This is a genomic window from Streptomyces sp. NPDC007346 (assembly GCF_040703535.1).
GTDB lineage: Bacteria > Actinomycetota > Actinomycetes > Streptomycetales > Streptomycetaceae > Streptomyces.
Genome location: NZ_JBEYKR010000103.1, coordinates 1 through 26,094 on the forward strand (window position 1 = coordinate 1; position 26,094 = coordinate 26,094).

Here is a 26,094-nt window from a genome sequence, read left to right on the forward strand (position 1 = left end):
CTCCCCGCGGGGGGGGGGGGCGGGGCCCCGCCCCCGGGGGGGGGGGGGGGGGGGGGGGGGGGGGGGGGGGGGGGGGGGGGCGGGGGCCGTCCGGGGGCCGCTTCGTCCTCAAGCGCCGGACGGGCTGGGGTGGTGCCCGGACGGGCCGGGCGGCCGCCGGGTGCGGGGTCCCCGCCGCGAAGGTTCCCTCCTCAAACGCCGGACGGGCTGGAATGGTGGCTGTCCGGTGCGGGGTCCCCGCCGCGAAGGTTCCGTCCTCAAACGCCGGACGGGCTGGAATGGTGGCCGGCCCCGCGGGAATGGGGGCCCGGCCCGCTGGAATGGCGGCCCGACCCGCTGGGAAGGCGGCCCGGTCCGCTGGAGCGGGGACCCGGTCGGCTGGAGCGGGGGCCTGGTCGGCTGTAGGGGGCGGGGGTTGATTGTGGGCGCCTAGTCTCTACGCTCGATGGCATCCCTGTGAATGTTGGAACATCGCCGCTCCCTCCCCCACCAAAGGACACCCGCCATGCACCGCGCATTGATCGTCGTCGACGTTCAGAACGACTTCTGCGAGGGCGGCAGCCTCGCGGTGGCGGGTGGTGCCGATGTCGCCGCCGCCATCACCGACCTCATCGGTGAGGCCCAGCCCGGCTACCGGCATGTCGTGGCCACCCGGGACCACCACGTCGACCCGGGTGACCACTTCTCCGACACCCCGGACTTCGTGGACTCCTGGCCGGTCCACTGCGTCGCCGGTACGGAGGGCGTGGGCTTCCACCCGAACTTCGCGCCCGCCGTCGCCTCCGGGGCCATCGACACCGTCTTCGACAAGGGCGCCCACTCGGCGGCGTACAGCGGTTTCGAGGGCGCCGACGAGAACGGCACCGGCCTGGCCCAGTGGCTGCGCGAGCGGTCCGTCACCGAGGTCGACGTGGTCGGCATCGCCACCGACCACTGCGTACGGGCCACCGCCCTGGACGCGGCCCGTGAGGGCTTCGTCACCCAGGTGCTGCTCGACCTGACCGCCGGGGTCTCGCCGGCGACCACCGAGCGGGCCCTGGAGGAGCTGCGGACGGCGGGCGTGAAGCTCTCCGGCAAGCCCCTCGTCGCCGAGGCCCTGTAGCCCCCGCCGCAAGCGCCGGAAGCCCGCCCCACGCCCCGTACGAGCGCCGGAAGCCGGTCCCACGCCGCCGGGCGGACGCCGGAAGCCCCCTACGCCGCCGGGCGGGCGGGCCCGGCATGCCCGGCCGGGCCCAGCAGGGCCCTGATCGGGTGCCACAGCTCCTGGGCCGCCTGGGGCGCCGCCCGCCACAGCAGGCCGTCCGGGTGGTGCAGCACCGCCGTGACCTCGTCCGGGGTGGGCGGCCGGTCGTTGCCTCGCAGGTACACCGCCCGCAGCCCCAGGTTGCGCAGCCTGGTCAGGGCGCGCGCCCGGTTCGCCGCGTGGACCAGCACCCGTACCGGGGCCCCCGGGCCCGCCCCCGTACCCGGACAGGGGGCCGCGCCCTCCGTCGGTCTGGTGAGGGTGAGGGCCACCACCACCGTGCCGTTCGGCAACCTGCAGAAACCTCCGCCTGCCATACTCCGCACTCCCCCGTGAGACGTCGTGTCAATAAGGACGGGAACAAGACGCACCTAAACACGATCGGCCGCCGCCCGCTAGAGGGCGACGGCCGATCATGCTCTGACCTGCGGCGTTACGAGATTACCGGCCCGAGGGGCTGACCAGGACGGTCATCGAGGAGCCGTCGAGCGGCTCCAGGAGGATGGAGATGCGGGTGTTGGTGTCAGAAACCTTGACACTGCCCGTCGGGTTCTCCTTGTACCAGTAGGTGCCCTTGCGGTCGTCGAAGACCGGGTTGCCCAGCGAGGGCTGGATCTTCAGCGGCACGTCCGCGTTGTGGAGCGTGAAGCCCTTGTTCGGGTACCAGCTGAACGGGGCGTCGAACGGCTGGATCTTGTTGCGCAGGATCGTGCCGTCCTTCCACTTCAGCGGCTTGGCGTGCGCGTCGACCGGCAGGATCAGACCCTGGCCCGGGTGGACCGAGGTGTTGTTGTCCTTCTGGGAGGTGTCCCAGAGCCACACGAGCAGACCCGTCTGGTACGCGTAGTGCTCGACCCAGCTGGGACGGGTGTTGGCGAAGCCGAAGTTGTACGGGCCGACCTTGAGGGTCTCGTCGTACGACACGTACTGGCGGTTCTCCGCGATGTAGTACTGCGGGTAGTCCTTCGCGAACGACTCACCGATCCGCGAGAAGCCCTTCGCCGCCCAGCCGTTGTCGTCGCCCTCGGCGTTGTCCGAGAAGAGGACGGCGCCGTCGGCCGTGATGGTGATCTCGTCGGCCGTGAAGCCCTTGCCGCCCGCGCCGCCGTCCGTCTGGTAGCGGAAGCGGAGGTCGACCTTCTTGCCCGCGTAGGCGTCCAGCGGGAAGGAGAGCTTCTTGTACGCGCCCGAGACGTCGGTCAGGGCCGGCTTGTCGCTGGGGTCGCGCGGGATGGCCTGGCCGTCGGCGGTGCCGTCGAGCGCGGTCCAGCTGGTGCCGCCGTTGTCGGACACCTCGGTGTAGAGGAAGTCGTAGTCGGCCTCGATGTCGTACCAGCCCGAAAGGTCCAGCGTGGCCGAGGACTTGCCGGTCAGGTCGACCGAACGGGTCAGGGTGTTCGACAGGTTGTCGCCCTGGTCGCTCCACCACTGCTTCGTGCCCTCGGCGGGCTTGACGACGGTGGTGGTGACGGACTTGGCCGGCAGCTCGACGACGAGCGCCTGCGGGTCCTTGGTGTTGTACTCCGAGACGCCCAGCTTGTGCAGCGAGGTCTTGCCCGCCTTGGCCGTGTCGTAGTCGAGCCAGCCCAGCTGGAGCTTGTCCCACGAGGTCATGTCGCCCGGCAGGTTGCCGATCTCGCCCTTGCCGGTGCCGAGCCAGGAGCCCGCCGACATCAGGGACCAGAAGCCGACCGAGTTCTCGCCGCCGCCGGAGGTGTCGTACAGGTCCGGCAGACCGAGGTCGTGGGCGTACTCGTGGGCGAAGACGCCCAGGCCGCCGTTCTCGGGCTGGACGGTGTAGTCGCCGACCCAGATGCCGGTGTCGCCGATCTGCGCGCCGCCGGCCTTGTTGTCGGCCGGGCCGGTCGCGCCCGCGTCGGTGCCGTACGCGTACCAACGGTGCGCCCAGATGGCGTCGCCGCCCTGGGCACCGCCGCCGGCCGACTCGTCCTCGCCCGCGTGGACCAGCTGGAAGTGGTCGATGTAGCCGTCCGGCTCGTTGAAGTCGCCGTCGCCGTCGTAGTCGTAGCGGTCCCACTGGTCGTACTCGGCCAGGTTCGCCTTGATCTCCGCGTCCGTGCGGCCCTTGGCCTTCTGGTCGGCGACCCAGGCGTTGACGCCGTCGCGGACCGCGTCCCAGACGTTGGCGCAGTTGCTGGAGCCGCAGTAGTTGGAGCCGTAACGGGCCTCGTTGTACTCGACCTTCACCCAGTCGGAGACCTCGCCCTCGACCGAGTAGCGGCCCGAGGAGGTCTTCTCGTAGTAGGTCTTGAGCGAGTGGACGTCCTTGCCCTCGCCGAAGTACAGCTTCTCGAAGTGCGCCCGGTTGTAGTCGGCCTTCCAGGCGGTGCTGTTGTCCTTCTTCGGGTCCGGCTTGGCGATCTCGTTGTGCGCCGGGCCGGGCGTGCCGCCGTACTTCTTGACGGGCGGCTTGGGGCCGTCGCCGTCCGGGTCGAACATCGTGGTGTCGTCGACCTTGTCGCCGAACTCCAGCAGGATGGTGAAGATCTTGTCGGTCTTCTCCCGCCCGAGCTCGACGTACTTCTTGTCGCCGAGCTTGACGACCTTGGAACCGCTCCTGGTCGTCACCTTCTTGTCCCCGGAGAGCACCTGTTCCAGCGCGGCCTCCCGCTGCGCTGCCTGCTGCTCGCTGAAGGGGCCTTCGAGGTTGTGCTCCACGTGCCCCTTGGCCGGCGCCGGGTCACGGCGGTCGACGGTGGAAGCGGCGGAACCTGACGTGGTGTCATGCGCCTGGGCCGTGGCGAAGGTCGACGCCGTCGCCGCGGTCGCGGCCATGGCCACGACAACAGCAGCGGTGCGAAGAGCCCGTCTCTGATTGGTCACTTGATGCAGTCCTCCCCGGGCGTCCGCGCAGCGGCCAGGGGGGTATGGAGAGGGCCGCGCGCGTAAACGCGTCACAAGTGACGACATTCGATCGGAGTTGCGAGAGAAAAGACAGACCTTGACTTGAACAGACCAAGTGCACTATGCAGGAGCACTCTTCCGGTATGCGGACAGGATCACCGCCAACGGGCGCGCCGGACCGTCCGGTTGGCGGGAGACGTGACTCCGTGCGCCCCCTGTGCACCGGTACCGTGGGTTAGGTCACGCTTACTACCGGTCCCTCTCGGGCATCCACCGTCGTAGGGTCGGAAGGCGCTTGTGCACGTGCCGACCGCCCGCCCATCCGACGTCCCGAGGACGGAATCCGCCATGCCGCGTCCGACTGCCGCACAGCTCGTCTACGGTTCGGCCACCGTCATCTGTACGACCCTCGCCCTGCTGCTGCTCTCCGGTACGGAGTCGGGCCTCGGCGTGGCCCTCGCCGCCGTCACCGCGCTCGCGCTCGGCCTGCTCGTGGCCGTGCGCCTGCCCCAGGCCCAGCAAGGACAGACCGCCACCGGCCGGGCCGCCCACCCGCGGCACACCGCCCACGCCTCCGCCGCCCGTACGCACCACGCCCTGGACGGCGTCGGCGCCCGGCAGCGGGTGGCGGCCGGCCGCTCCTCCCAGCGGGCGGACCAGCCGGCGGGTGAGCACTCGCTGCGTCGCTGAGCGGCTCGCGTCCCCGGCGGCCGGGCGGAGGGGGTACCCCGCCCGGCCGCCGGTGTGCGTACCGGCCGCCGGTGTGCGTACCGGCCGCCGGTGTCCGTGCTGGCCTGTGTGCCTGGCGGGCCTGTGTGCCTGGCGAGCCGGTGCGCCTGGCGGGCCGGTGCGCTTAGCGGGCCGTGACCACCACGGTCTTGGCCGCCTTGTCCTGGAGACCCTGCCGGTAGGGCTTGTCGGTGAACATCAGCACGATGTTGATCAGCCACCACAGGCACGGGCAGCACAGCAGCGCCGGGGCCCACAGGACGGCGGCCCGCATGAACGCGGCCCCGGTGTCGGGCACCCGCCCGTCGTTGAGCATGGCCACGCGCAGCTTCAGCAGCCGCTTGCCCGGGGTGCGGCCGTCCTTGTGCGTGAAGTACGTGTCGTAGGCGACATAGACGACCAGGCCGATCAGCGACCACAGGAACTGGTTGCCGGTGTAGGAGTTGCTGATCGCGTCGCCGAACCCGTCGCCGCCGTCGTCGGAGGTGACGTCGACCGCGCCGCCCCAGAACAGCGAGATCAGGTACAGCGGGATCGAGATGATGAGGAAGTCGATCAGCCGGGCCAGGATCCGCTTGCCCGGCTCGGCGAGCGGCGGCATCCCGGCCAGCGGGTCGGGCGCGCCGAAGCCGCCACCACCGCCGTACGGGTCGTTCGGCGGGGGCGGGGGCGGCGGAGGGGGCGGCGCACTGCCGTAGGGCTGACCCGCTGACGGCGGCGGGGGCTCCTGCGGCTTCTTGAGGAACGGATCGTCGTCCTCGGGCGGCTGGCCGGGCGTCGGCTGGTCGTTGCTCATGGGGGCAGTGCATCCCGCGCCACCGGGGCCCGCAACGGCTCAGGTGCGTTCGGGGGACGCGGGGTGGCATACGAGTCTATGCGGCACCTTCGCCGCCCGCCCGGCCACGTTCTCCGGGGCGCGATCCCGGGCCGCTTCCTTGCGCCTGATCCCTTGAGTCCGCTCCCTCGGTCCCGCTCCCCGGCCCCGTTCTCCCCGGGGCGCGCTCAGCCTCCCGGGGCCGCTCAGCCCGCCACGAACGTGCGGGCCGCCTTGTCGTGCCAGCACTGGCGCCAGGGGCGGTCGATCAGGCACCAGAGCACGTTGACCACGCCGATGACCAGGAGCCCCAGCACCCCGTAGACGAGCCAGCGGCGCAGGGCCGCCCCCAGCGTGGGCGCGTCGTGGGACTCGATGTCCCGTACGTCGAGCCCGAAGAGCTTCTTGCCGAGCGTCCGGCCCCACTTGGCGGTGGGCAGCGCCTCCAGGAGGAAGCCGAGGACGAGGAAGGCGGCGAACAGGGCCCCCAGAAGTGTCCCGGTGGTGGAGTCCAGCAGCCAGACGGTGACGGTCTCGCCGGTCTGCTTCGCCGCGGTGATCTTCCCGTCGATGTGGTCCAGCCCCTGGGTGGCCAGGGGGACGGCCACCGCGCCGACGGCCGCGCCGAGCACCAGGTTGTCGACCAGGCGGGCGGCGAACCGCTTGCCGAGCCCGGCGGGCCTGGCCGCCGTCCGGGCGCGGACGAGCTGCTGGAAGGGGTCGTCAGCCGCCGGGGGCTTCCAGGGCGCGACCGGCTGATCGGCCGCCGCCCCGGACTGCGCGAAGGGGGGCTGCTGGTGCTGGTGCGGCGGGGGGTGGAGGGGCTGCTGATGGGGGGCCTGCTGCTGGAGTGCTTGCTGGTGCTGGAGTTGCTGCTGGTGCTGAGGGGCCTGCTGATGCTGAGGGGCCTGCTGGAGCTGAGGGGCCTGCTGGAGCTGAGGGGCCTGCTGGAGCTGAGGCGCCTGCTGATGCTGAGGGGCCTGCTGGTGGTGCTGGTGCGGTTCGGGCTGGGCCAGTTCGCGGACCTGCTGCGCCCAGGACGCCGAACCGCCGCCGGGTCCCGGCGTGAGCGGCGTGTGCGGAGCCGCTGGAGGTACGGGGGTGGCGGCGGGGGCCGGTGCGGGTGAGGGGGTGGCGGCGGGGACCTGGACCGGTCCCTGCGGCGCCTCCTGCGGATCGGAGGCCGGGGCAGGTCGCGCCGGTGCCGGGAGGGCCTGAGCGGTGGCGGCGGGGGCCGGGAGCGCCCGAGGTACGGGGGACTGAGCGGGCCTCAGGCTCTGTGCCCCGCTCACGTTCTGCGGGCCCACCGCGCGGATGGTGACCGTACCCTCGGTCGGTGGGCGCGCGCCCACCACCCGGCCGCCGCTCCCCTCGTCCCGCGTCCCCGGCAGCGCACCGCCGGCCGGGTCCTGCGCGAGGGGCGCCCTCGGGTCAGCGGCGGGCTCCGGCGTCGGGCCGCCCCACGAGACCCGGCGGTCCCGCTCGCCGCCGAAGCCGGTCTGGCGCGCGGAGTCCGCCTGCCAGACGGACCCGGCCTCGGCGTGCTCCGCGGCGGACCGGCCCGAGCCGGCCGGGAGGCTCTCCTCCTCGTCGAAGAAGATCGGCCCGGTCTCCACCACCGGCCCGGCCCCCTCCACCTGCGCGGCCTGCGAACCCGCCGACGGGGCAGGAGCAGGGTCAGGAACAGGAGCGGGCGCAGGAACGGGGGCGGCGGCCGGAGCGGTCTGCTGGGGCGCGGGCCGGCTCGTACCAGGCACCCAGGACGCGCCGTTCCAGTACCGGACGTAGCCGGGGATGGAGGGATCGGGGTAGTAGCCCTCACGGGGGCTGTCGTCACCGGGTGCCGGAGTTGGCGCGCTCATCAGCGGGTCCCGTATCTCTTCGAGGCCTCAGGCCGTACGGCGCCGGGAGGGCGGACGGCCTCCATACAAGGGTCCACATCTATCAGACCACCACGTGCCCCCGGGCCGGTCCACCTGTTCGGGACCACTTCCGAGGCGGATCGAAGTTTTTTTTGGGAAGTCGCGTAATAGATGACGGGGAGGGCGCTCTCTCCTTGTGCGGGACGGTCACCGGGACCGGCCCATGAGCACCGGAAGGTCGTGCAGTCTCATGATGAGCATCGTGGAACGTGAGCTGGAACTGAAGTTGGTCCTGTCCCTCGAGCGGTCCATCCCGGTCCCCGCCCGACTGACGTATCGCACGGACGACCCGTACGCCGTGCACATCGCCTTCCACATCGGCTCCGAGTCGCCCGTGCACTGGACGTTCGCCCGGGAGCTGCTGGTGGAGGGGGTGTTCCGGCCGTGCGGGCACGGGGACGTACGGATCTGGCCGACGAAGGTCGACAAGCGCAGCGTCATCTGTGTGGCCCTCACCTCCCCCGACGGCAACGCCCTCCTGGAGGTGCCCTCGGCCGCCGTGGCCGCCTGGGTGGAGCGGACGCTGTGCGTCGTGCCGCCGGGCACGGAGAGCGACCGGCTCGGGATCGACGAGGCGCTGGCGGAGCTGCTGGCCCCGCTGCCGGCGGACGACCTGTGGCTGAGCGACCCGTGGTCGGCGGACGAGTCGCCGTCCCAGGAAGGTGAGGTGTGAGGGTCCCCGTAGGCGGCGGGGGTCAGAAGAGCTTGCCGGGGTTGAGGAGGCCGAGCGGGTCGAAGGCGGCCTTGACGGAGCGCTGCAACTCGATACCGGTCTCGCCCAGTTCGCGGGCGAGCCACTCCTTCTTGAGGACGCCGACGCCGTGTTCGCCGGTGATGGTCCCGCCCAGCTCCAGACCGAGCGCCATGATCGCGTCGAAGGACTCGCGGGCGCGGCGGGACTCGTCGGGGTCGGTGTGGTCGAAGCAGACGACGGGGTGGGTGTTGCCGTCGCCCGCGTGCGAGCAGACGCCGATGGTCAGGCCGTACTCCTCGGCGATGGCGGCGGTGCCCTCCAGCATCGCGCCGAGCCGCGAGCGCGGTACGCAGACGTCGTCGATCATCGTGGCGGACCTGACGGTCTCCAGCGCGGTGAGCGACATCCGGCGGGCCTGGAGGAGGAGTTCGGACTCGGCGGGGTTGTCGGCCGGGACCACTTCGGTGGCTCCGGCGGCGGTGCACAGCGCTCCGACGGCGGCGAGGTCGGCCGCCGGGTCGGGCGTGTCGAAGGCGCACAGGAGCAGCGCCTCGGTGGTCTCGGGCAGTCCCATGGACGCCAGTGCGTTGACGGCACGTACGGTCGTCCGGTCCATCAGTTCGAGGAGTGACGGGGTGTGACCGCCCTCCATGATCCGGCACACAGCGTCACAGGCGGTGGCTGCCGAGGGGAACTCGGCGGCGAGGACGAGCTGCTGCGGCGGCTGCGGCCGGAGGGCGAGGACGGCCTTGACGACGACGCCGAGGCTGCCCTCGGAGCCGACGAAGAGCCGGGTGAGGTCGTACCCGGCGACGCCCTTGGCGGTACGGCGGCCGGTGGTCAGCAGCCGCCCGTCGGCCAGGACGACGTCGAGGCCGAGGACGTACTCGGCGGTGACCCCGTACTTCACGCAGCACAGGCCGCCGGAGGCGGTGCCGATGTTGCCGCCGATGGTGCAGGTCTCCCAGCTGGAGGGGTCCGGCGGGTAGCAGAGGCCGTGTTCGTTCACCGCGCGTGAGAGCACCGCGTTGACGACGCCGGGCTCGACGACGGCGATCCGGTCGACCGGGCTGATCTCCAGGATGCGGTCCATCTTCACCAGGGACAGCACGATGCAGCCGTCCGAGGCGTTGGCCGCGCCGGACAGGCCGGTGCGGGCGCCCTGCGGGACGACCGGGACGCGCAGCGCGGTGGCGGTGCGCATGACGTGCTGGACCTGCTCGACGGTGCGCGGGAGCACGACGACGGCCGGGGTGCCGGCCTCGCAGAAGCTCGCCATGTCGTGGGCGTAGGCGGCGGTGACGTCCGGGTCGGTGATCAGGGCCTCGGGGAGAAGGCCCGTGCGCAGGCGTTCGAGAAGATCGCTCATGATCCAAGCGTGACACCCGGGGCCAATGGTGTGAACCCGTCGGCGGCGGCGATCCCAAGGCGCGGTGTGCTCGTATGACTGACGCACAGTGATGGCCATGGATGTCATGCCCCAGCAGGATCCCGAGTCCCGCCGGCCGCCCGAGCCGTCCCCGCACGACCCCTACGTGATGCCCGCCGAAGGCGCCACCGCCGTACCGCCGCCCCCTCCCACCCTGCGGACCACGCTGCGCCGGGCCGCGTTCGGGGCGGTGGCGGCGGGTGTGCTGCTGGCCGGTGCGCTGGTGGCCGTGCCCGACCGGGGGCGGGACGCCGCGAAGGAGCCGGGGCCGGTGGAGCGGGCCGAGGCGGCGGCGACGGCGGGCTCCCCCGCCTCCCTCTCGGACCTGACCGCGCTCATCGGGGACCGGCAGAAGTGGGTGGAGTCCCACCCGGACGACGCGCCGTCGTGGGCGACGCTCGGTTCGGCGTACGTGGAGTGGGGGCGGCGCTCGGCGGACGCCACGTACTTCGGGCGCGCCGAGGAGGCGCTGAAGCGCTCGCTGGAGGCCCGGCCGGGTGATCGCGGGAACGGGGAGGCGTGGGTGGGGATGGCGGCGCTGGCCAACGCGCGGCAGGACTTCCTCGCGGCGAAGCGGTGGGGCGAGACGGTACGCAAGCAGCGGCCGAAGTCCTGGAGCGTGTACCCGGTCCTCATCGACGCGTACACCGGCCTCGGCGACCGGAAGGCGGCGACCGAGGCGACGGAGAAGTTCGGCGAGCTGCGCAAGGGCGTCCCGGCGCTGGCCCGCACCGCCGACCTCTACCGGGGCCAGGGCTGGCGCGAGGACGCGCTGGCCACCGCCCGGGAGGCGGCCGACCGGGCGACGGAGCCCGCCGAGAAGGCCGAGGCGCTGCACCGGCTGGGCGAGCTGGCCTGGGAGCGGGGCGAGCCCGAGGAGGCGGTGGCGCAGTTCGACGCGGCGCTGCGCACGGACTCGGGCCACCACGCCTCCCTGGCGGGCAGGGCGCGGGCGCTGGTGGCGCTGGAGCGCACCGACGAGGCGCTGGACGCGTACCAGAGGGCGGTCACCAAGCTCCCACGCCCGGCCTACGTCCTCGAACTGGGCGAGCTGTACGCGTCCCTGGAGCTCGACGGCGACGCGCGGAGCCAGTACGAGAGGCTGGACGAGCTGCTGGAGCGGGCGAAGGCGGCCGGGGTCGACGAGTCGGTGGTCCGGGCCCGGTACGAGAGCGACCACGGGGACCCGGCGGTGGCGGTGGAGCTGCTGCGCGGCCAGTGGCAGAAGCAGCACCGCAGTGCGGCGGTGGCGGACGCGCTGGGCTGGGCCCTGCACCGGGCGGGCGACTCCGAGGAGGGGCTTCAGTACGTGCAACGGGCGGTGGACACGGGGGTGCGGAACGCCTCGTACGTGTACCACCTGGGCGTGATCGAACGGGAGCTGGGCCACTACGGTCCGGCCCGCCGCCACCTTCAGGAGGCGCTGCGCACCAACCCGGCCTTCTCGCCGCTGGACGCGCCGAAGGCCCGGGAGGCGCTGGAGGCGCTCGGTGAGCCGCCGCCGGGCGGGCCGGGGGACATGCGGCCGGCGCCCCCGCCCGCGGCCCCTGAGCCGAAGCCGGAGACGCAGCCCGAGCCGAAGCGGGAGCCGGAACGGGAGGCCGGGTCCGGGACTCCCGCGCCGACGGGGTCCGCCTCCCCGTCGCCGTCCCCCGCGCGTCCGTCCGCCACCGGGGAGGCGGCCCCGAGCAGTGCGGCGGACGCGTCGACGAGTCCGTGACGTCCCGCGCGCGGGGCCCTGAACGGCCCGCGCCACCGCGGTCCGGGGTGCTGCCCCGGGCCGCGGTGGCGTATCCGCGTGAAGCGCCGGGGATCAGAGGTTGCCGCGCTTCTCCTGCTCGCGCTCGATCGCCTCGAAGAGGGCCTTGAAGTTGCCCTTGCCGAAGCCCATGGAGCCGTGGCGCTCGATCATCTCGAAGAAGACGGTCGGGCGGTCCTGGACCGGCTTGGTGAAGATCTGGAGCAGGTAGCCGTCCTCGTCCCGGTCGACCAGGATCTTCAGCTCGCGCAGGGTCTCGACCGGCACCCGGGTCTCGCCGGCCCACTCGCCGAGGGTGTCGTAGTACGAGTCGGGGGTGTCCAGGAACTGCACACCGGCCGCGCGCATCGAGCGGACCGTGGCGACGATGTCGTTGGTGGCGAGCGCGATGTGCTGGACGCCGGCGCCGCCGTAGAACTCCAGGTACTCGTCGATCTGCGACTTCTTCTTCGCGATGGCCGGCTCGTTGATCGGGAACTTCACCTTCAGCGTGCCGTCGGCGACGACCTTCGACATCAGGGCGGAGTACTCGGTGGCGATGTCGTCGCCCACGAACTCCTTCATGTTGGTGAAGCCCATGACCTTGTTGTAGAAGCCGACCCACTCGTTCATCCGGCCCAGCTCGACGTTGCCGACGCAGTGGTCGATGGCCTGGAAGGTGCGCTTGGCCGGCGGCTCGACGATCGGAGCGGCGGCGGTGTAACCGGGGAGGTAGGGGCCGTCGTAGCCGGAGCGCTCGACCAGCGTGTGGCGGGTCTTGCCGTACGTGGCGATGGCGGCGAGGACGACGGTGCCGTGCTCGTCCTTGACCTCGTGCGGCTCGGTGATGCCACGGGCGCCGTGCTCGACGGCGTACGCGTAGGCGGCACGGGCGTCCGGGACCTCGATGGCGAGGTCGACGACACCGTCGCCGTGCTCGGCGACGTGCTCGGAGAGGAAGGTGCCCCACTCGGTGGACGCCTTGATCACCGAGGTGAAGACGAAGCGGGCGGCGCCGTTGGTCAGGACGTAACTCGCGGTCTCGCGGCTGCCGTTCTCCGGTCCGGAGTAGGCCACGAGCTTCATGCCGAAGGCGGTCGAGTAGTAGTGCGCGGCCTGCTTGGCGTTGCCCACGGCGAAGACGACCGCGTCCATTCCCTTGACCGGGAAGCGGTCGGCCTGCGCGGCGGTGTCAGGGCTGGTGTGCAGAGTCTCAGTCATGTTCGAAGGCTCTCCCCGTATCGCAAGGTGCGCAATAGTTCGCGTATTCACTGGTCAATGTGTGCAGTGGATCGCCATGATGGCCGGACTATCTGTACAGGCTGACCACTGAAAGCAGGCTCATGGCGATCGATCATCTGGACGGCCGGCTCATCGTGCTGCTCGCGCGTGAGCCGCGTATCGGAGTCCTCGAAGCATCGCGGCGGCTCGGCGTGGCGCGCGGGACCGTGCAGGCGCGGCTGGACCGGCTTCAGTCGAATGGCGTCATCCGCGGGTTCGGCCCGGACGTGGATCCGGCGGCGCTCGGCTACCCGGTCACCGCGTTCGCGACGCTGGAGATCAAGCAGGGCCAAGGGGCCGACGTACGGGCGTACTTGGGCGGCGTACCGGAGGTGCTGGAGCTGCACACCACCACCGGGCACGGGGACATGTTCTGCCGGCTGGTGGCCCGTTCCAACGCCGATCTCCAGCGGGTGATCGACCGGGTTGTCGGATGTGATGGCATCGTTCGGGCCTCCACGGCGATCGTCATGGAGAACCCGGTTCCGCTGCGGATCATCCCCCTGGTGGAACAGGCGGCCCAGGACACCGTCTGAGCCGGGGAAATCCGGGCAGGGTAGTTCGGGGAAGCCCGAGCGCCGTCCGAGCCGAAGGAGTGCCGTGTGAGCTTCTGGGAGTATCTGAGCACCCGCCACCAGCAGCTGCTCACGGACGCGTTCCAGCACGTCAGCGCGGTCTTCCAGTGCATGGTCATCGCCACCGTGCTGGGCGTGGCGATCGGCGTGGTGAGCTACCGCAGCGGCTGGGGCGGCTCGCTGGCCATCACCTCCACCTCGACGGTCCTCACCATCCCCTCGCTCGCCGCGATCGGCCTGCTGATCCCGCTGGTCGGGCTCGGCGTCGCGCCGACCGTGATCACCCTGACGCTGTACGGGCTGCTGCCCATCGTCCGGAACTCCATCGTGGGGCTGCGGGGCGTCGACCCGGCGCTGGTCGACGCGGCGACGGGCATCGGGATGTCCCGGCCGGCGCGGCTCTGCCGGGTGGAGCTGCCGCTCGCCTGGCCGCCGATCCTGACCGGCATCCGGGTCTCCACGCAGATGCTGATGGGCATCGCCGCCATCGCCGCGTACGCCTCCGGGCCCGGCCTCGGCAACGAGATCTTCCGGGGCATCGCCTCGCTGGGCAGCGCCAACGCGATCAACCAGGTCCTGGCGGGCACGCTCGGCATCGTCGTACTCGCCCTGCTCTTCGACGCCGCGTACGTCCTGCTGGGGCGGCTGACCATCCCGAGGGGGATCCGTGCCTGAGGCCGAGACCGAGACCGTCACGGCGGGCGGGACCACCGCCACCTCCGGGGCCACGATCCAGCTGGAGAACCTGACCAAGAAGTACCCGGGCAACCCGAATCCGGCCGTCGACAACGTCTCGATGGAGATCAGGGCGGGCGAGACCGTGATCTTCGTCGGCCCGTCCGGCTGCGGGAAGTCCACCACGCTGAAGATGATCAACCGGCTGATCGAGCCCACCTCGGGCCGGATCAGGATCGGCGACGAGGACGTCACCGACATCGACCCGGTGAAGCTGCGCCGCAAGATCGGGTACGCCATCCAGTCCTCCGGCCTCTTCCCGCACATGACGGTCGCGGAGAACATCGCGCTGGTCCCGAAGATGACCGGCTGGTCGAAGTCGCGGGTGAAGGACCGGGTGGAGGAGATGCTCGACCTGGTGGGCCTGGACCCGCGCGAGTTCCACGGCCGCTATCCGCGCCAGCTCTCCGGAGGCCAGCAGCAGCGCGTGGGCGTGGCACGGGCCCTGGCCGCCGACCCTCCCGTACTCCTGATGGACGAGCCGTTCGGGGCGGTCGACCCGATCACCCGCGACCACCTCCAGGACGAACTGATCCGGCTCCAGCACGAGCTGCACAAGACGATCGTGTTCGTCACCCACGACTTCGACGAGGCGATCAAGCTCGGCGACCGGATCGCGGTGCTGCGGGAGCGGTCGCACATCGCGCAGTTCGACACCCCCGAGGCGATCCTCACCAACCCGACGGACGACTTCGTCTCCGGCTTCGTCGGGGCGGGCGCGGCCCTCAAGCGGCTGAACCTGACCCGCGTACGGGATGTGGGCATCGCGGACTTCCCGACGGTGACGGTCGAGGACCCGCTCCAGACGATCTTCAACAAGCTGCGCAACGGCCCGCACAACGAGCTGCTGATGCTGGACCGGAGGAACCGCCCGTACAAGTGGCTGCGCCGCGGTGACCTGATGCGGGCGCGCGGTTCGCTGGCGCGGGCCGGGCAGCTGGTGCACGACACGGTGACCCGGGACGCCACGCTGCACGACGCGCTGGAGGCGGTGCTGACCGACAGCGGGGGGCGGGTCGCGGTGACCGGGCGGCGCGGCGAGTTCATCGGCGTCGTCGACATGAAGACGCTGATGGACAACGTGCAGGAGCTGCTGGAGGCCGACCGGCTGACCGCCATGGAGCACCAGCACGAGCTGGAGGAGCTGCGCGTCCACCGGACCGAGCAGGAGCTGGAGGGGGGTGGCGGCGGAGTATGAGCCCCAGCCATCCGGCCGGCCCCGGCAAGGGGCCGCCCACCACCCCCACCCGGCCGCCGGGCGAGCACGACGTCAAGGGCCACGCGTTCCACGACGAGGAGAGCGACCCGTCCCCCGCCCCGGCCGCCCCGGCGCGCCGGATCACCTGGCGCAAACTGGTCGTCCTGCCGCTGGTGCTGGCGGTCATCCTGGTCATCACCTACGTGTGGATCACCAGCATCCACCTGGACTCCATCGCGGAGAACTCGCTCTCCGGCGGGAACGTACAGCTGCGCTGGTGGCAGCACGTGCGGCTGACGGCGATCTCCACCTTCTGGGTGCTGATCATCGCGATCCCGCTGGGCATCGCGCTGACCCGGCGGCGGCTGCGGAGGGCGGCCCCCGTGTTCACGGCGCTGGCCAACATCGGCCAGGCGACCCCGGCGATCGGCCTGCTGGCCCTGCTGGTGATCTGGCTGGGCATCGGCCCGCGGACCGCGATCATCGGCATCGTGATCTACGCGGTGCTGCCGGTGCTCTCCAACACGGTGGCGGGGCTGCGGGCGATCGAGCCGAACATGATCGAGGCGGCGCGCGGGATGGGGATGTCCGGGCGGGGCGTCCTGTTGAAGGTGGAGCTGCCGCTCGCGGTGCCGCTGATCCTCGCGGGCGTCCGTACGGCACTCGTCCTGAACGTCGGTACGGCGACGCTGGCCACGTTCGGCGGGGGCGGCGGGCTCGGCGACCTGATCACCTCGGGGATCCAGACGCAGCGGATGCCGGTGCTGGTCATCGGGTCGGTGCTGACGGTCGTGCTGGCGCTGCTGGTGGACTGGCTGGCCTCGCTGGCCGAGCTGGTGCTGACGCCGCGCGGGCTGGAGGAGCGGTGATGGGTACGTACGGTGTGCGGCGCCGGTCCCTCCTGGGCGGCGGGGTCGCCCTGTCCCTGGCCCTGCTGCTGGGCGGGTGCGGGCTGAAGAGCGGTTCGCCGATGGCGGACGAGGTGTCACCGGGGTCGGTCGGCCGGGGCAGGCCGCTCCAGGGCGCCTCCCTGACGGTGACCTCGAAGAACTTCAGCGAGAACATCGTCCTCGGCCAGATGATCGGCCTGGTCTTCAAGGCGGCCGGGGCGGAGGTCCTGGACCGGACGAACCTGCCGGGCTCGATCAGCGCGCGCGAGGCGGTCGTCAACGGTGACGCCGACGCGATGTACGAGTACACGGGCACCGCCTGGATCACCTACCTCGGCCACGAGGAGCCGATCGTCGCCCCGCAGAAGCAGTGGGAGGCGGTCCGGGACGAGGACCGGGGCAACGGGGTGGTCTGGCTGCCGCAGTCCACCCTCGACAACACCTACGCCCTGGCCATCAGCAAGAAGAACAACGCCCGGTACCGGCTCAGGACCCTCTCGGACGTGGCGGCCCTGACGAAGTCGGACCCGGGCGCGGTGACGATCTGCGTGGAGAACGAGTTCGCCTCCCGCGACGACGGGCTGACCGGCATGGAGAGGCGGTACGGGATGAAGATCCCGGCCGCCGACATCCGGAAGATGGACGCCGGGATCATCTACACCCAGGTCTCCAAGTCCGGCTCCTGCCTGCTGGGCGAGGTGTTCACCACCGACGGCCGGATCAAGGCCATGGACCTGGAGGTGCTGGAGGACGACAAGCACTTCTTCCCCAACTACAACGCGGCCCCCGTCATCCACCGGGCGACCTACGAGAAGTACCCGGAGATCGCGGACCTGCTGGACCCGGTCAGCCGGAAGCTGACGACCGAGGTCGCCCAGGTGCTGAACGCCAAGGTGGACGTGGACGGCGAGGACCCGCACGAGGTGGCGAAGGAGTGGCTGGTGGCGGAGGGGTTCATCAAGGAGGGGTGAGGGGCGGGCGGGGCAGGCGCCGCGAGTTGCAGAGACAAGGTTGCAAAGGGGTCGATGCAAAAAACGGCTTGCAAAGAACCCTTTGCACACCTACGGTCGGAGCATGACGGAGAACGAGTCCGGCCGGCGCTCCCCCGCCGCGGCCCCCACCCCATCCCCCGCCGGTGACCGGAACATCCACACCATCAACGCCCGTACGCTGCGCACCCTCGCGCACCCGCTGCGGATCCGGCTCCTCAACGCCCTGCGGGAGTTCGGCCCCGCCACCGCCTCCGGGCTCGGCGAACGGCTGGCGGAGTCCAGCGGCGCGACCAGCTACCACCTGCGCCAACTGGCCGAATCCGGGCTGGTCGAGGACGCCCCGGAACTGGGCAAGGGCCGTGAGCGCTGGTGGCGGGCGGTGCACGAGGGGACGACGTTCGAGACTTCGGAGTTCCGGACACACGCCGACCCGGAGGTACGCGGGGCCATCGGCGTCGTCCTGCACGAGACGGCGACCTCCCACGCCCGGGAGCTGAGCACCTGGCTCGGCACGATGGACGAGTGGCCGCGGGAGTGGCAGCGGGTCTGGGACATGAGCGACTACAAGCTCCGCCTCACCCCCGAGCTGGCACAGGAGCTGGCGATGAAGCTCCACGACGTCGTGGAGGGCTACCGGGACCGCGTCCCGGAGGACGCCGAAGGCTCAGCGGTCGTACGGACCCACCTGCACGTCTTCCCCCGCCCCTCCGAATGAGCAGCGCACTCCTACGACCCACGGCCAGAGGGGACTTACCCATGCACGCCGACACGCACGCCGACATCCACCTCGCCCTGCACGCCGACCGGTCCGCCGAACTCCGGCGCGCGGCATCGGAGTTCCGCACCGAACGCCCCCGCCTGCGGGCCCGGATCGGCTGGACGCTGGTCAAGGTCGGTCTCCGGCTGGCACGGAACGGGCCGACGGCGACCTGCGCCCGGCCGTTCCGTACGGCCTAGCCGACCACCTCCGGGGGGAGCACAGCCATGCGTCACCGCACACCGCTCGCCGCCACGCTCGCGGCCAACTCCATATCCACGGCCGGGACTTCACTCACCCTGATCGGTGTTCCCTGGTTCGTCCTGGAGACCACCGGCAGCGCCGGGCGGGCCGGGCTCGTCGCCTTCTGCGCCACCCTGCCGATCGTCGTCGCCGCGCTGATCGGCGGGCCGTTCATCGACCGGATCGGCCGCCGCCGGGTCGCCATCGCCTCGGACACGGTCTGCGGCCTCGCCATCGCCGCGATCCCGCTGCTGCACCGGGCGGACGCCCTCGAATTCTGGATGCTCTGCGCGCTGATGGCGCTGAACGGGTTCGCCCACACCCCGGGCAACACCGCCCGGTACGTCCTCATCCCCGACCTCGCGGAGCACGCGGGCACCACACTCCCCCGCGCCGCCAGCCTCTTCGACGCGGTCTCACGCGGGGCCAGGATGGTCGGGGCGGCGCTGGCCGGGATACTCATCGCCTTCGCCGGCTCGGAGACCGTACTGCTGCTGGACGCCGCGACGTTCGGGCTCTCCGCCCTGCTGATCGCCGTCGGCGTACGGGGAGTGGGCTCGGCCGAACCGCGCAAGGCCCAGGCGCCCGTCTCGCTGCGCACGTACGGCACCGAACTCCGCGAGGGCTACGGCTACTTGCTGTCCACCCGGCTGCTGCTGTCGGTCGTGGTCATGGTGATGTTCATGAACGGCGCCGACCAGGGCTGGCACGCCGTCCTGCTCCCGGTGCACGCCGAGGCCGAGCTGGGCGGGGCCAGGGACATCGGGCTGCTCACCGCGCTGTTCGGGGCGGGCGGCCTGACGGGGGCGCTGCTGTACGGGGCGGTGGGCCACCGCTTCCCGCGGCGGGCGGTGTTCACGGTGTGCGTGATCCTGTGCGGCGCCCCGCGGTTCCTCGTCGCGGCGGTGACGGGGACGACGCTGCCGCTGGCGGTGACCATGCTGCTGGGCGGGATCGCGGGAGGTGTGCTGAACCCGATCCTGACGACGGTGCTCTACGAGCGCGTGCCGGACCGGCTCCGCAGCCGGGTCTCGGGGGCGCTGACCGCCGGCTGCGAGTTCGCGATGCCACTGGGCGGGCTGGCGGCCGGGCTGCTGGTGGAGGGCCTGGGCTCGTCGGGGGCGCTGCTGGCGATGGGCGGGGTGTACCTCCTGGCGACGCTGAGCCCGCTGGTGTTCCCGTCGTGGCGGACGATGGAGAGGCCGGCGGAGGAGGGGGCGGCCGAGGGCGGGGCGCCAGAGGACAGGGCGCCGGCGGACGGGGCGGCAGAGGGGAGGGCGCCGGCGGACGCGGGCCAGGAGTCCGCCGTACCGGCGAAGACCACGAAGACCACCGACTAGCAGCCGGCACCTCACCTCCTGGCTGCTCAGCACCGTCCCGGACCACCGGCTAACAGCTCGGCACCTTCCCGCCGTGCTCCAGCGCCTGGAGCGCGTCCACCGCGCCGCCGAGCGTCGTGACGGGGATCAGCCGCAGCCCGTCGGGCCGCTCGGCCTCCGCCTCGCGGCACTCGGCCTTCGGGACGAGGAAGACGGTGGCCCCGTCGCGGTGGGCGGCCTGGGTCTTCATCGAGACCCCGCCGACCGCGCCGACCTTGCCGTCCGCGCTGATCGTCCCCGTACCGGCGATGGTGCGGCCGCCGGTGAGATCGCCGCCCTGGCCGTCGCCGTCGAGCTTGTCGATGATGCCGAGGGAGAGGAGGAGTCCGGCGCTGGGCCCGCCGATGTCACCGAGGTCCACGGTCACCCGCATCGAGCCGGCCTCGCGGTCCAGGTGGTTCAGGGCCGCGTCGACGGCGACGTTCTGGGACTCCTTCATGTCGTTCAGGTTGTGCTGCTCGATCTCCTGCTCGGAGCCGCCGGTCGGGTAGACGGAGTCCCGGGGCATGACCGCCCGGTCCGTACGGAACCAGCCGTCCAGCACGTCGCCGACCCGGATGTCCGCCTTGGGCCCGGTGGCGACGATCGTCGTCATCCGCAGCTGGCCCTCGGTGGGCCGGGTCCGAGCGCCGGTGATGGTGATCACCGGCCTGCCGCGGTCCTTGCCGAGCACGTCAGCGGTCACCCCGGGCTGCGCCACGGTGAACGGGAGCGGCGCGAAGGCCGCCGTACCGAACAGGGCGAGGACGGGCAGCGTGCAGAGGGCGAGGGCGCGGGGGCGCGAGAGACGAGTGAGCACGCGTCCAATCTAACCGCCACGCACCGACGGGAACGCGCCAGGCGTACGCCCCCGGCCCCGCTGCCCCGCCCGCCGGTCCCGCTGTCCCGCCCGCCGTTCCCGCTGTCCCCGCGCCGCAGGACCGGAGGGGGGAACGCGCCAGGCGTACACCTCGTCGCGCTCCCCCACCCCCGGCCCCGCCCCTACCTCAGGGCGTCCGCCACTTCCTGGGCGGCGTCGAGCACCCGGGGCCCGACCCGCTCCGGCACGGCGTCGGCGAGCATGACCACACCGACGCTCCCCTCCACCCCCGACACCCCGACCAGGGGCGCGGCCGCCCCGCTGGCACCGGCTTCGAGCTCGCCGTGGGTGAGGGTGTAGCCGGGATGCCCCGCCGTCGTGTGCCGGCGGGCGGACAGGATGGCCCGCCCCGCGGCACCGCGGTCCAGCGGGTGCCGGAAGCCCGCCCGGTAGGCCACGTGGTAATCGGTCCAGGTGGGCTCGACGACGGCGACCGCGAGGGCGTCGCTGCCGTCGACGAGCGTGAGATGGGCGGTGGCCCCTATGTCCTCGGCCAGGGAGCGCAGCGCGGGCAGCGCGGCCTCCCGGACGAGGGGGTGCACCTGGCGGCCCAGGCGCAGTACGCCGAGTCCGACCCGGGCGCGGCCGCCCAGATCGCGGCGGACCAGGGCGTGTTGCTCCAGGGTGGCGAGCAGCCGGTAGACGACGGTCCGGTTGACACCGAGTTTGTTGGACAACTCGGTGACGGTCAGGCCGTGGTCGGTATCGGCGAGCAGTTTGAGGACGCGCAGTCCTCGGTCGAGCGTCTGGGAAGTCTCCGCGGTCACGACGCCCTCTCCTCTTCGGGTGAGCGACGACGGCCCTGCTCCGGCGGTTGCGACGCCGGTCCCAGCGGCGACGCACGGAGAGGCCGCCGGTCTGGCCAAGGCACCGGCTGCGCTCCGCGGCGGCTCTGCCACGGGGCGTTCATATGGCGGGGACAGTAGCGAGCCAGTCCGCTCAGCGGAAGCCCTCGTCCAGAATCCGGGCGCTCCATCGGGCGTGGTCCCGACCGTACGACATAACCGCCGGTCAGCGCGGTGGCGTCCGAAACGCGAACATCTACGCGCGTCCTGGTCGGCAGACGTGGCCGCGACCCTTTGTGTGCGGCGTGTGAACTGGCGTTAACCGACCGTGAATCGAAGGGTGCACAATTTTCCGGCCGGGCGGTTCCGCGTGGCCGGAAACGGGCGTGCGGCCCGTCCCGGATGGACCGGAACGAGCCGCACGGAGGGCAGGAGGGCGGCGGGGCACGGCACCCGTCACGTCATCCGGGTCGCCCACTCCTGGACCTTGGCGATCCGCTGCTGGATCTGGTGGGCCGTCGCCTCGGCGCTCGGGGGGCCGCCGCAGACGCGGCGCAGTTCGGTGTGGATCACGCCGTGGGGCTTGCCGCTCTGGTGGGTGTAGGCGGAGACCATCGTGTTGAGCTGCTTGCGCAGGCTCAGCAGCTGCTTGTGCGTGACCACCGGGCGGGCGTCGGCCGGCTTCTCCAGGAGGTCGGCCTCCTGGGCCGGCTTCTGGCGGCTGTGCGCGATCTGGCGGCTCTGGCGCTTCTGGAGGAGGAGCTGCACCTGGTCCGGCTCCAGGAGGCCGGGGATGCCGAGGTAGTCCTGCTCCTCCTCGCTGCCGGGGTGGGCCTGCATGCCGAACTCGGCGCCGTCGTACAGCACCCGGTCGAAGACCGCGTCGGACTCCAGCGCCTCGAAGGGCAGTTGCTCCTCGGTCTCCTCGTCCTCCAGCCGCTCGGCGTCGGCGAGGAGCTTGTCCTCCTCGGAGAACGGGTTCTCCTCGTCGCCGCCCTTCTTCGGCTTGTCGAGGACGTGGTCCCGCTCGACCTCCATCTCGTTGGCGAAGTCGAGGAGCATCGGGATCGTCGGTACGAAGACGGAGGCCGTCTCACCGCGCCTGCGGGAGCGCACGAAGCGGCCGACGGCCTGGGCGAAGAAGAGGGGCGTCGAGATGGTGGTCGCGTACACCCCGACCGCCAGGCGCGGCACGTCCACGCCCTCGGACACCATGCGGACCGCGACCATCCAGCGCGACTCGTCCGCGCTGAACTTGTCGATCCTCTTCGAGGCCGCCTTCTCGTCGGAGAGGACCACGGTCGGGCTCTCGCCGGTCACCTTCTTCAGGATCTTGGCGTACGCGCGCGCCGAGTCCTGGTCCGTCGCGATGACGAGCCCGCCCGCGTCCGGGATGCCCTTGCGGACCTCGGTGAGCCGCTTGTCGGCGGCGCTCAGCACGTTGGGGATCCACTCGCCGGTGGGCGCGAGCGCGGTGCGCCAGGCCTGGCCGATGGCGTCCTTGGTCATCGGCTCGCCGAGCCGGGCCGCGATCTCGTCCCCGGCCTTGGTGCGCCAGCGCATGTTGCCGCTGTAGCTGAGGAAGATCACGGGGCGGACCACGCCGTCGGCGAGCGCGTTGCCGTAGCCGTAGGTGTAGTCGGCGGAGGAGCGGCGGATGCCGTCGTTGCCCTCCTCGTACTGGACGAACGGGATCGGGTTGGTGTCCGACCGGAACGGCGTACCGGTCAGGGCGAGCCGCCGGGTCGCCGGGTCGAACGCCTCCTGGCAGGCCTCGCCCCAGGACTTCGAGTCACCGGCGTGGTGGATCTCGTCCAGGATCACGAGCGTCTTGCGCTGCTCGCAGCGGTTGCGGTGCAGCATCGGGCGGACGCCGACACCCGCGTAGGTGACGGCGACGCCGTGGTACTCCTTGCTCAGCGGGCCGGCGCTGTACTCCGGGTCGAGCTTGATGCCTATCCGGGCGGCTGCCTCCGCCCACTGCTTCTTGAGGTGCTCGGTCGGGGCGACCACGGTCACCTGCTGGACGACATGGTGGTGCAGCAGCCACGACGCGAGGGTCAGCGCGAACGTGGTCTTGCCCGCGCCGGGCGTCGCGACGGCGAGGAAGTCGCGCGGCTGCTCCTGGACGTACCTCTCCATGGCCCCCTGCTGCCAGGCTCGCAGCTTGCCGGCGGTGCCCCAGGGGGCGCGGCCGGGAAAGGCGGGTGAGAGGTGGTGGGAGGCGGTGGTAGTAGTCACGGTCTCCGGTTCGGGGCGCTCGGGTACGTGGATCGCTGTCCGCACCGCGCCCGGCCCGATGGGACCCGGCCCGCGATACGACAACCGGGCCACCCTACCGGGGGCCCGGCTGAGAACCCGTACGAACGAGTCGCGGTCCGAGTCCGTTGAGACCCTCTTCACAGATACGGCTACCGGGCGAACCCCGGCAACTGTTCGGCGATCTTGGGCATGTCCAGGGCGCCCTGGCACACAGCCAGCACGAACCGCTCCGCTTCGTCGACGTCGAAGATCGGGTCGAGCGGATGGCCGTTCATGTGAAGGAAGACCCAGGTCGCGTACCACGCGATGCGCTTGTTCCCGTCCACCAGCGCATGGTTGCGTGCGAGGGACTCCATCAAGGCCGCGGCCTTCTGCCAGACGTCCGGATACGCGTCCTGGCCGAACACGCTCGCCTGCGGTCTTGCCAGGGCGGACTCCAACAGCCCGTAGTCGCGCACCTCCGCAGCGCCGAGCCGCTCAGCCAGGTTCAACAGCTCGGGCAGGGTCAGGTACTGCATCAGGCGAGCCTCCGGTTGAGCTCCTCACTCGCTTTCAGAACGTGGTCCGCGGCCTCGTTGAAGAGCCGCGAGTGCTCGTTTATGGCAGTGATCACCGCGTCGTGGGCGAATGCCTGCATGCTTTTGCCCTCGGCCTCGGCACGGGATCGCAGGGAGTCCAGCTCTTCTTCGGTGAACCGCAGATTCAGACCAGCCATGGGTCCATGGTACCGGGTGGTACCACGCGGTACCGCTACTTCTCCCGCACCCGCGTAGCCACCCACGCCCCCGCCACCGCGACCACCGCCATCGGCAGGAACACCGCCGCGAACGCCGCCGGGTGCGAGCCCTGGGCCGCACCGCCCGCCGTGCCGTGCGCCGCCGCGCCCAGGGCCTTGCCGCCGAGGGCCGCGAAGGCGGCGCCGCCCATGGCCAGCAGCAGGACGTTGGAGAGGCCGTCGGAGATCTGGAGGGCGGCGGAGTTGGAGCCCGCCTCCTCCGGGGCCGACAGCTTCAGCAGCAGCACGCTGGTGGAGGCGATCACCATGCCCATGCCGAAGCAGCCGAAGGCCCAGGCCACGGCGACGATCCAGACCGGGACCGCCTGGATCAGCACGGTGGGGGCCACCGCGATCGAGGCCGCCACCAGCACCATCCCGCTCACCATCAGCCGCTCCCGGTGCGGCTCCAGGCGCGGCCGGGACTGGACGAACGAGCCGAGCGCCCAGGTCGCGCCGCCCACCGCCAGGGAGAGGCCCGCCATGGTCGGGGTCAGGCCGCGCTGGGTCACCAGCATCAGCGGGACAAAGGACTCGGCGGCGATGAACGAACCGGCCGCGACCCCGCGCAGCAGGATCACCGACGGCAGCCCGCGCGCCGCCCGTACGGTCCCGGTGGGCAGCAGGCCCCGTACGGCGGGCACCAGCAGGGCGACGCCCGCGGCGGCCGGGAGCAGCGCGAGCCAGTTCAGCTCCTGGCCCGCGTACTGGAGCAGCCCGGCCCCCGCCGAGATCCCCAGCGCGAGGCGGATGCGGCGGCGGTCGTACGGCTGCGCCGGCGCGTCCGGGTCCGCCGGGCCCGAGGCCATCCGGCGGATCGCGGGGAGGGCCAGGGCCAGCGGGATCACGATGAGGGCGGGGATGCCGACGAAGACCCAGCGCCAGCCGAGGTGCTCGGTCACCGTGCCGGCGGCCAGCGGCCCGACCACGGACGGGATCACCCAGCTCGCGGCGAAGGCGGCCATGATGGCGGGCCGGATGCGTTCGGGGTAGGCCCGCCCGATCACCACGTACAGGGCGACGATCACCAGCCCGCCGCCGAGCCCCTGGACCGCCCGGCCCGCGATGAAGACCCACATGGAGCCGGCCGCCCCGGAGAGCAGCAGGCCGACCCCGAAGGCGGTGATCCCGGTGGCGAGCGGCTGGAGCGGTCCGCGCCGGTCGGCCCACTGGCCGGAGAGCACCATGGCGAAGAGGCTGGTGGTGAAGTACGCGGAGAAGGCGAACGCGTAGAGCGGGATGCCGTGCAGCTCGCGGGCGGCGACCGGCATCGCCGTACCGACCGCCGTCGCCTCGAACGCGATGAGGAACACCACGGAGACGATGCCGATGCTCAGCGCCCGGTAGGTGCGCCCGAGCACGCCCTCGGCGGCCGCCCCCGCGACCGCCCCGGTCAGATCGCCGGGCAGGGCGTCCGGCATGCCGGGCCGTACGTCGTCGGGTATGCCGGTCTTCAGGCCGGTGGGAAGGTCGGCCGGCAGTCCGGTCGCCGGGTCGGTGGGGCCGCCCGGCAGGTCGTGCGGCGGATCGGTCGGTGCGGGGCGCGCGGCATCGGTGCCGTCACGCTGTTCGGGGGCGGTCATGGCCCCAGAGTAAGGGGCGTGGGGCGGTTTGGGCCCTGTCGCTGTGCCCGGTCGCGTTCGTCCCTTGGTCGTAGGCCGGAGGGCCGGGCGTGAACGGCGTGTGGCAGTCGTATTGCGTACCGGCCCTTTCCCTTGTCGCCCGCTCCCCGCACCCCCTAACGTCGATCACGAAGCAGCAAACGCTTGGCCGTGTGCCCGAGAGGCTCAGGGGCTCGACTGCAACTCGAGTTACACCGGTTCGATTCCGGTCACGGTGACGGGCAGATCGGCCAGGCGGCCTACGCTGCCTCCAAGGGCGCGATTGCCAGCCTGACCCTGCCGGCCGCCCGCGAACTGGCGCGCTTCG

24 protein-coding genes, 1 tRNA gene and 1 pseudogene are annotated in these 26,094 nt (G+C 71.9%); 14 read left to right on the forward strand and 12 right to left on the reverse strand.

Annotated features, from left to right (window positions below):
- Nucleotides 1–505: 505 nt before the first annotated feature.
- Nucleotides 506–1,102, forward strand: coding sequence for an isochorismatase family protein (locus AB0917_RS24000; protein WP_366821692.1), 597 nt, complete (start codon nucleotides 506–508; stop codon nucleotides 1,100–1,102).
- Nucleotides 1,103–1,191: 89 nt separating this feature from the next.
- On the opposite strand, the gene AB0917_RS24005 is transcribed toward AB0917_RS24000, so the two are convergent.
- On the reverse strand, nucleotides 1,192–1,560 hold the full coding sequence (locus tag AB0917_RS24005; RefSeq protein WP_366821693.1) for a hypothetical protein: 369 nt from the start codon (nucleotides 1,558–1,560) through the stop codon (nucleotides 1,192–1,194).
- A gap of 124 nt (nucleotides 1,561–1,684) precedes the next feature.
- Nucleotides 1,685–4,087: an immune inhibitor A domain-containing protein gene (locus tag AB0917_RS24010; protein ID WP_366821694.1), complete on the reverse strand. Its 2,403-nt coding sequence runs from the start codon at nucleotides 4,085–4,087 to the stop codon at nucleotides 1,685–1,687.
- Between the two features lie 369 nt (nucleotides 4,088–4,456).
- On the opposite strand from AB0917_RS24010, the gene AB0917_RS24015 reads away from it, so the two are divergent.
- Complete coding sequence (locus AB0917_RS24015) at nucleotides 4,457–4,798, forward strand: hypothetical protein (protein ID WP_366821696.1); 342 nt, start codon at nucleotides 4,457–4,459, stop codon at nucleotides 4,796–4,798.
- Nucleotides 4,799–4,961: 163 nt separating this feature from the next.
- Here AB0917_RS24015 and AB0917_RS24020 read toward each other — a convergent pair whose 3' ends face one another.
- Together AB0917_RS24020 and AB0917_RS24025 are read right to left on the reverse strand one after the other, a co-directional pair.
- Nucleotides 4,962–5,633: an RDD family protein gene (locus tag AB0917_RS24020; protein WP_366821697.1), complete on the reverse strand. Its 672-nt coding sequence runs from the start codon at nucleotides 5,631–5,633 to the stop codon at nucleotides 4,962–4,964.
- Between the two features lie 224 nt (nucleotides 5,634–5,857).
- Nucleotides 5,858–7,513: an RDD family protein gene (locus tag AB0917_RS24025; RefSeq protein WP_366821698.1), complete on the reverse strand. Its 1,656-nt coding sequence runs from the start codon at nucleotides 7,511–7,513 to the stop codon at nucleotides 5,858–5,860.
- Between the two features lie 250 nt (nucleotides 7,514–7,763).
- On the opposite strand from AB0917_RS24025, the gene AB0917_RS24030 reads away from it, so the two are divergent.
- Complete coding sequence (locus AB0917_RS24030; protein ID WP_366821699.1) at nucleotides 7,764–8,246, forward strand: SsgA family sporulation/cell division regulator; 483 nt, start codon at nucleotides 7,764–7,766, stop codon at nucleotides 8,244–8,246.
- A gap of 22 nt (nucleotides 8,247–8,268) precedes the next feature.
- Here AB0917_RS24030 and AB0917_RS24035 read toward each other — a convergent pair whose 3' ends face one another.
- Nucleotides 8,269–9,636 (reverse strand): FAD-linked oxidase C-terminal domain-containing protein, encoded by a 1,368-nt coding sequence (locus tag AB0917_RS24035; protein WP_366821700.1) that lies wholly within the window; start codon nucleotides 9,634–9,636, stop codon nucleotides 8,269–8,271.
- Nucleotides 9,637–9,733: 97 nt separating this feature from the next.
- On the opposite strand from AB0917_RS24035, the gene AB0917_RS24040 reads away from it, so the two are divergent.
- Nucleotides 9,734–11,416: a tetratricopeptide repeat protein gene (locus AB0917_RS24040; RefSeq protein ID WP_366821701.1), complete on the forward strand. Its 1,683-nt coding sequence runs from the start codon at nucleotides 9,734–9,736 to the stop codon at nucleotides 11,414–11,416.
- 93 nt (nucleotides 11,417–11,509) lie between these two features.
- Here AB0917_RS24040 and hppD read toward each other — a convergent pair whose 3' ends face one another.
- On the reverse strand, nucleotides 11,510–12,655 hold the full coding sequence (hppD, locus tag AB0917_RS24045) for a 4-hydroxyphenylpyruvate dioxygenase (RefSeq protein WP_366821702.1): 1,146 nt from the start codon (nucleotides 12,653–12,655) through the stop codon (nucleotides 11,510–11,512).
- A gap of 122 nt (nucleotides 12,656–12,777) precedes the next feature.
- On the opposite strand from hppD, the gene AB0917_RS24050 reads away from it, so the two are divergent.
- From AB0917_RS24050 to AB0917_RS24085, 8 genes are all read left to right on the forward strand, one after another.
- On the forward strand, nucleotides 12,778–13,251 hold the full coding sequence (locus AB0917_RS24050; protein WP_366821703.1) for an Lrp/AsnC family transcriptional regulator: 474 nt from the start codon (nucleotides 12,778–12,780) through the stop codon (nucleotides 13,249–13,251).
- A gap of 66 nt (nucleotides 13,252–13,317) precedes the next feature.
- On the forward strand, nucleotides 13,318–13,965 hold the full coding sequence (locus AB0917_RS24055) for an ABC transporter permease (RefSeq protein WP_366821704.1): 648 nt from the start codon (nucleotides 13,318–13,320) through the stop codon (nucleotides 13,963–13,965).
- Entirely contained in the window at nucleotides 13,958–15,223 is a 1,266-nt protein-coding gene (locus AB0917_RS24060) for a betaine/proline/choline family ABC transporter ATP-binding protein (RefSeq protein ID WP_366821705.1), read from the forward strand. The genes AB0917_RS24055 and AB0917_RS24060 overlap by 8 nt, the downstream gene beginning before the upstream one ends.
- Nucleotides 15,220–16,092: an ABC transporter permease gene (locus AB0917_RS24065; RefSeq protein ID WP_366821706.1), complete on the forward strand. Its 873-nt coding sequence runs from the start codon at nucleotides 15,220–15,222 to the stop codon at nucleotides 16,090–16,092. The genes AB0917_RS24060 and AB0917_RS24065 overlap by 4 nt, the downstream gene beginning before the upstream one ends.
- Entirely contained in the window at nucleotides 16,092–17,084 is a 993-nt protein-coding gene (locus AB0917_RS24070; protein ID WP_366821708.1) for a glycine betaine ABC transporter substrate-binding protein, read from the forward strand. The genes AB0917_RS24065 and AB0917_RS24070 overlap by 1 nt, the downstream gene beginning before the upstream one ends.
- Nucleotides 17,085–17,187: 103 nt before the next feature.
- Nucleotides 17,188–17,820: a helix-turn-helix domain-containing protein gene (locus tag AB0917_RS24075; protein ID WP_366821709.1), complete on the forward strand. Its 633-nt coding sequence runs from the start codon at nucleotides 17,188–17,190 to the stop codon at nucleotides 17,818–17,820.
- Between the two features lie 41 nt (nucleotides 17,821–17,861).
- A complete protein-coding gene (locus AB0917_RS24080) occupies nucleotides 17,862–18,062 on the forward strand; it encodes a hypothetical protein (RefSeq protein ID WP_366821710.1) in 201 nt (66 codons plus the stop codon).
- A 27-nt stretch (nucleotides 18,063–18,089) separates the two neighbouring features.
- Nucleotides 18,090–19,445 (forward strand): MFS transporter, encoded by a 1,356-nt coding sequence (locus AB0917_RS24085; protein WP_366821711.1) that lies wholly within the window; start codon nucleotides 18,090–18,092, stop codon nucleotides 19,443–19,445.
- Nucleotides 19,446–19,494: 49 nt separating this feature from the next.
- Here AB0917_RS24085 and AB0917_RS24090 read toward each other — a convergent pair whose 3' ends face one another.
- From AB0917_RS24090 to AB0917_RS24115, 6 genes are all read right to left on the reverse strand, one after another.
- Nucleotides 19,495–20,283: a S16 family serine protease gene (locus AB0917_RS24090; RefSeq protein WP_366821712.1), complete on the reverse strand. Its 789-nt coding sequence runs from the start codon at nucleotides 20,281–20,283 to the stop codon at nucleotides 19,495–19,497.
- Between the two features lie 182 nt (nucleotides 20,284–20,465).
- Nucleotides 20,466–21,110 (reverse strand): helix-turn-helix domain-containing protein, encoded by a 645-nt coding sequence (locus AB0917_RS24095; protein ID WP_366821713.1) that lies wholly within the window; start codon nucleotides 21,108–21,110, stop codon nucleotides 20,466–20,468.
- 474 nt (nucleotides 21,111–21,584) lie between these two features.
- A complete protein-coding gene (locus AB0917_RS24100; RefSeq protein WP_366821714.1) occupies nucleotides 21,585–23,369 on the reverse strand; it encodes a DEAD/DEAH box helicase in 1,785 nt (594 codons plus the stop codon).
- 170 nt (nucleotides 23,370–23,539) lie between these two features.
- Nucleotides 23,540–23,908, reverse strand: coding sequence for a Fic family protein (locus AB0917_RS24105; RefSeq protein WP_366821715.1), 369 nt, complete (start codon nucleotides 23,906–23,908; stop codon nucleotides 23,540–23,542).
- Nucleotides 23,908–24,105, reverse strand: a complete 198-nt coding sequence (locus AB0917_RS24110) for a hypothetical protein (protein WP_018488586.1) — start codon at nucleotides 24,103–24,105, stop codon at nucleotides 23,908–23,910. Before AB0917_RS24110 ends, AB0917_RS24105 begins: the two co-directional genes overlap by 1 nt.
- A 35-nt stretch (nucleotides 24,106–24,140) precedes the next feature.
- Nucleotides 24,141–25,586: an MFS transporter gene (locus tag AB0917_RS24115; RefSeq protein ID WP_366821716.1), complete on the reverse strand. Its 1,446-nt coding sequence runs from the start codon at nucleotides 25,584–25,586 to the stop codon at nucleotides 24,141–24,143.
- 347 nt (nucleotides 25,587–25,933) lie between these two features.
- Between AB0917_RS24115 and AB0917_RS24120 the strand changes: the two genes are divergently transcribed.
- Both AB0917_RS24120 and AB0917_RS24125 read left to right on the forward strand, forming a co-directional pair.
- Nucleotides 25,934–26,005, forward strand: a tRNA-Cys gene (locus tag AB0917_RS24120).
- A pseudogene (locus AB0917_RS24125) lies at nucleotides 26,004–26,094 on the forward strand (3-hydroxyacyl-CoA dehydrogenase); the annotation flags it as partial. The gene AB0917_RS24120 and the pseudogene AB0917_RS24125, both read left to right, overlap by 2 nt.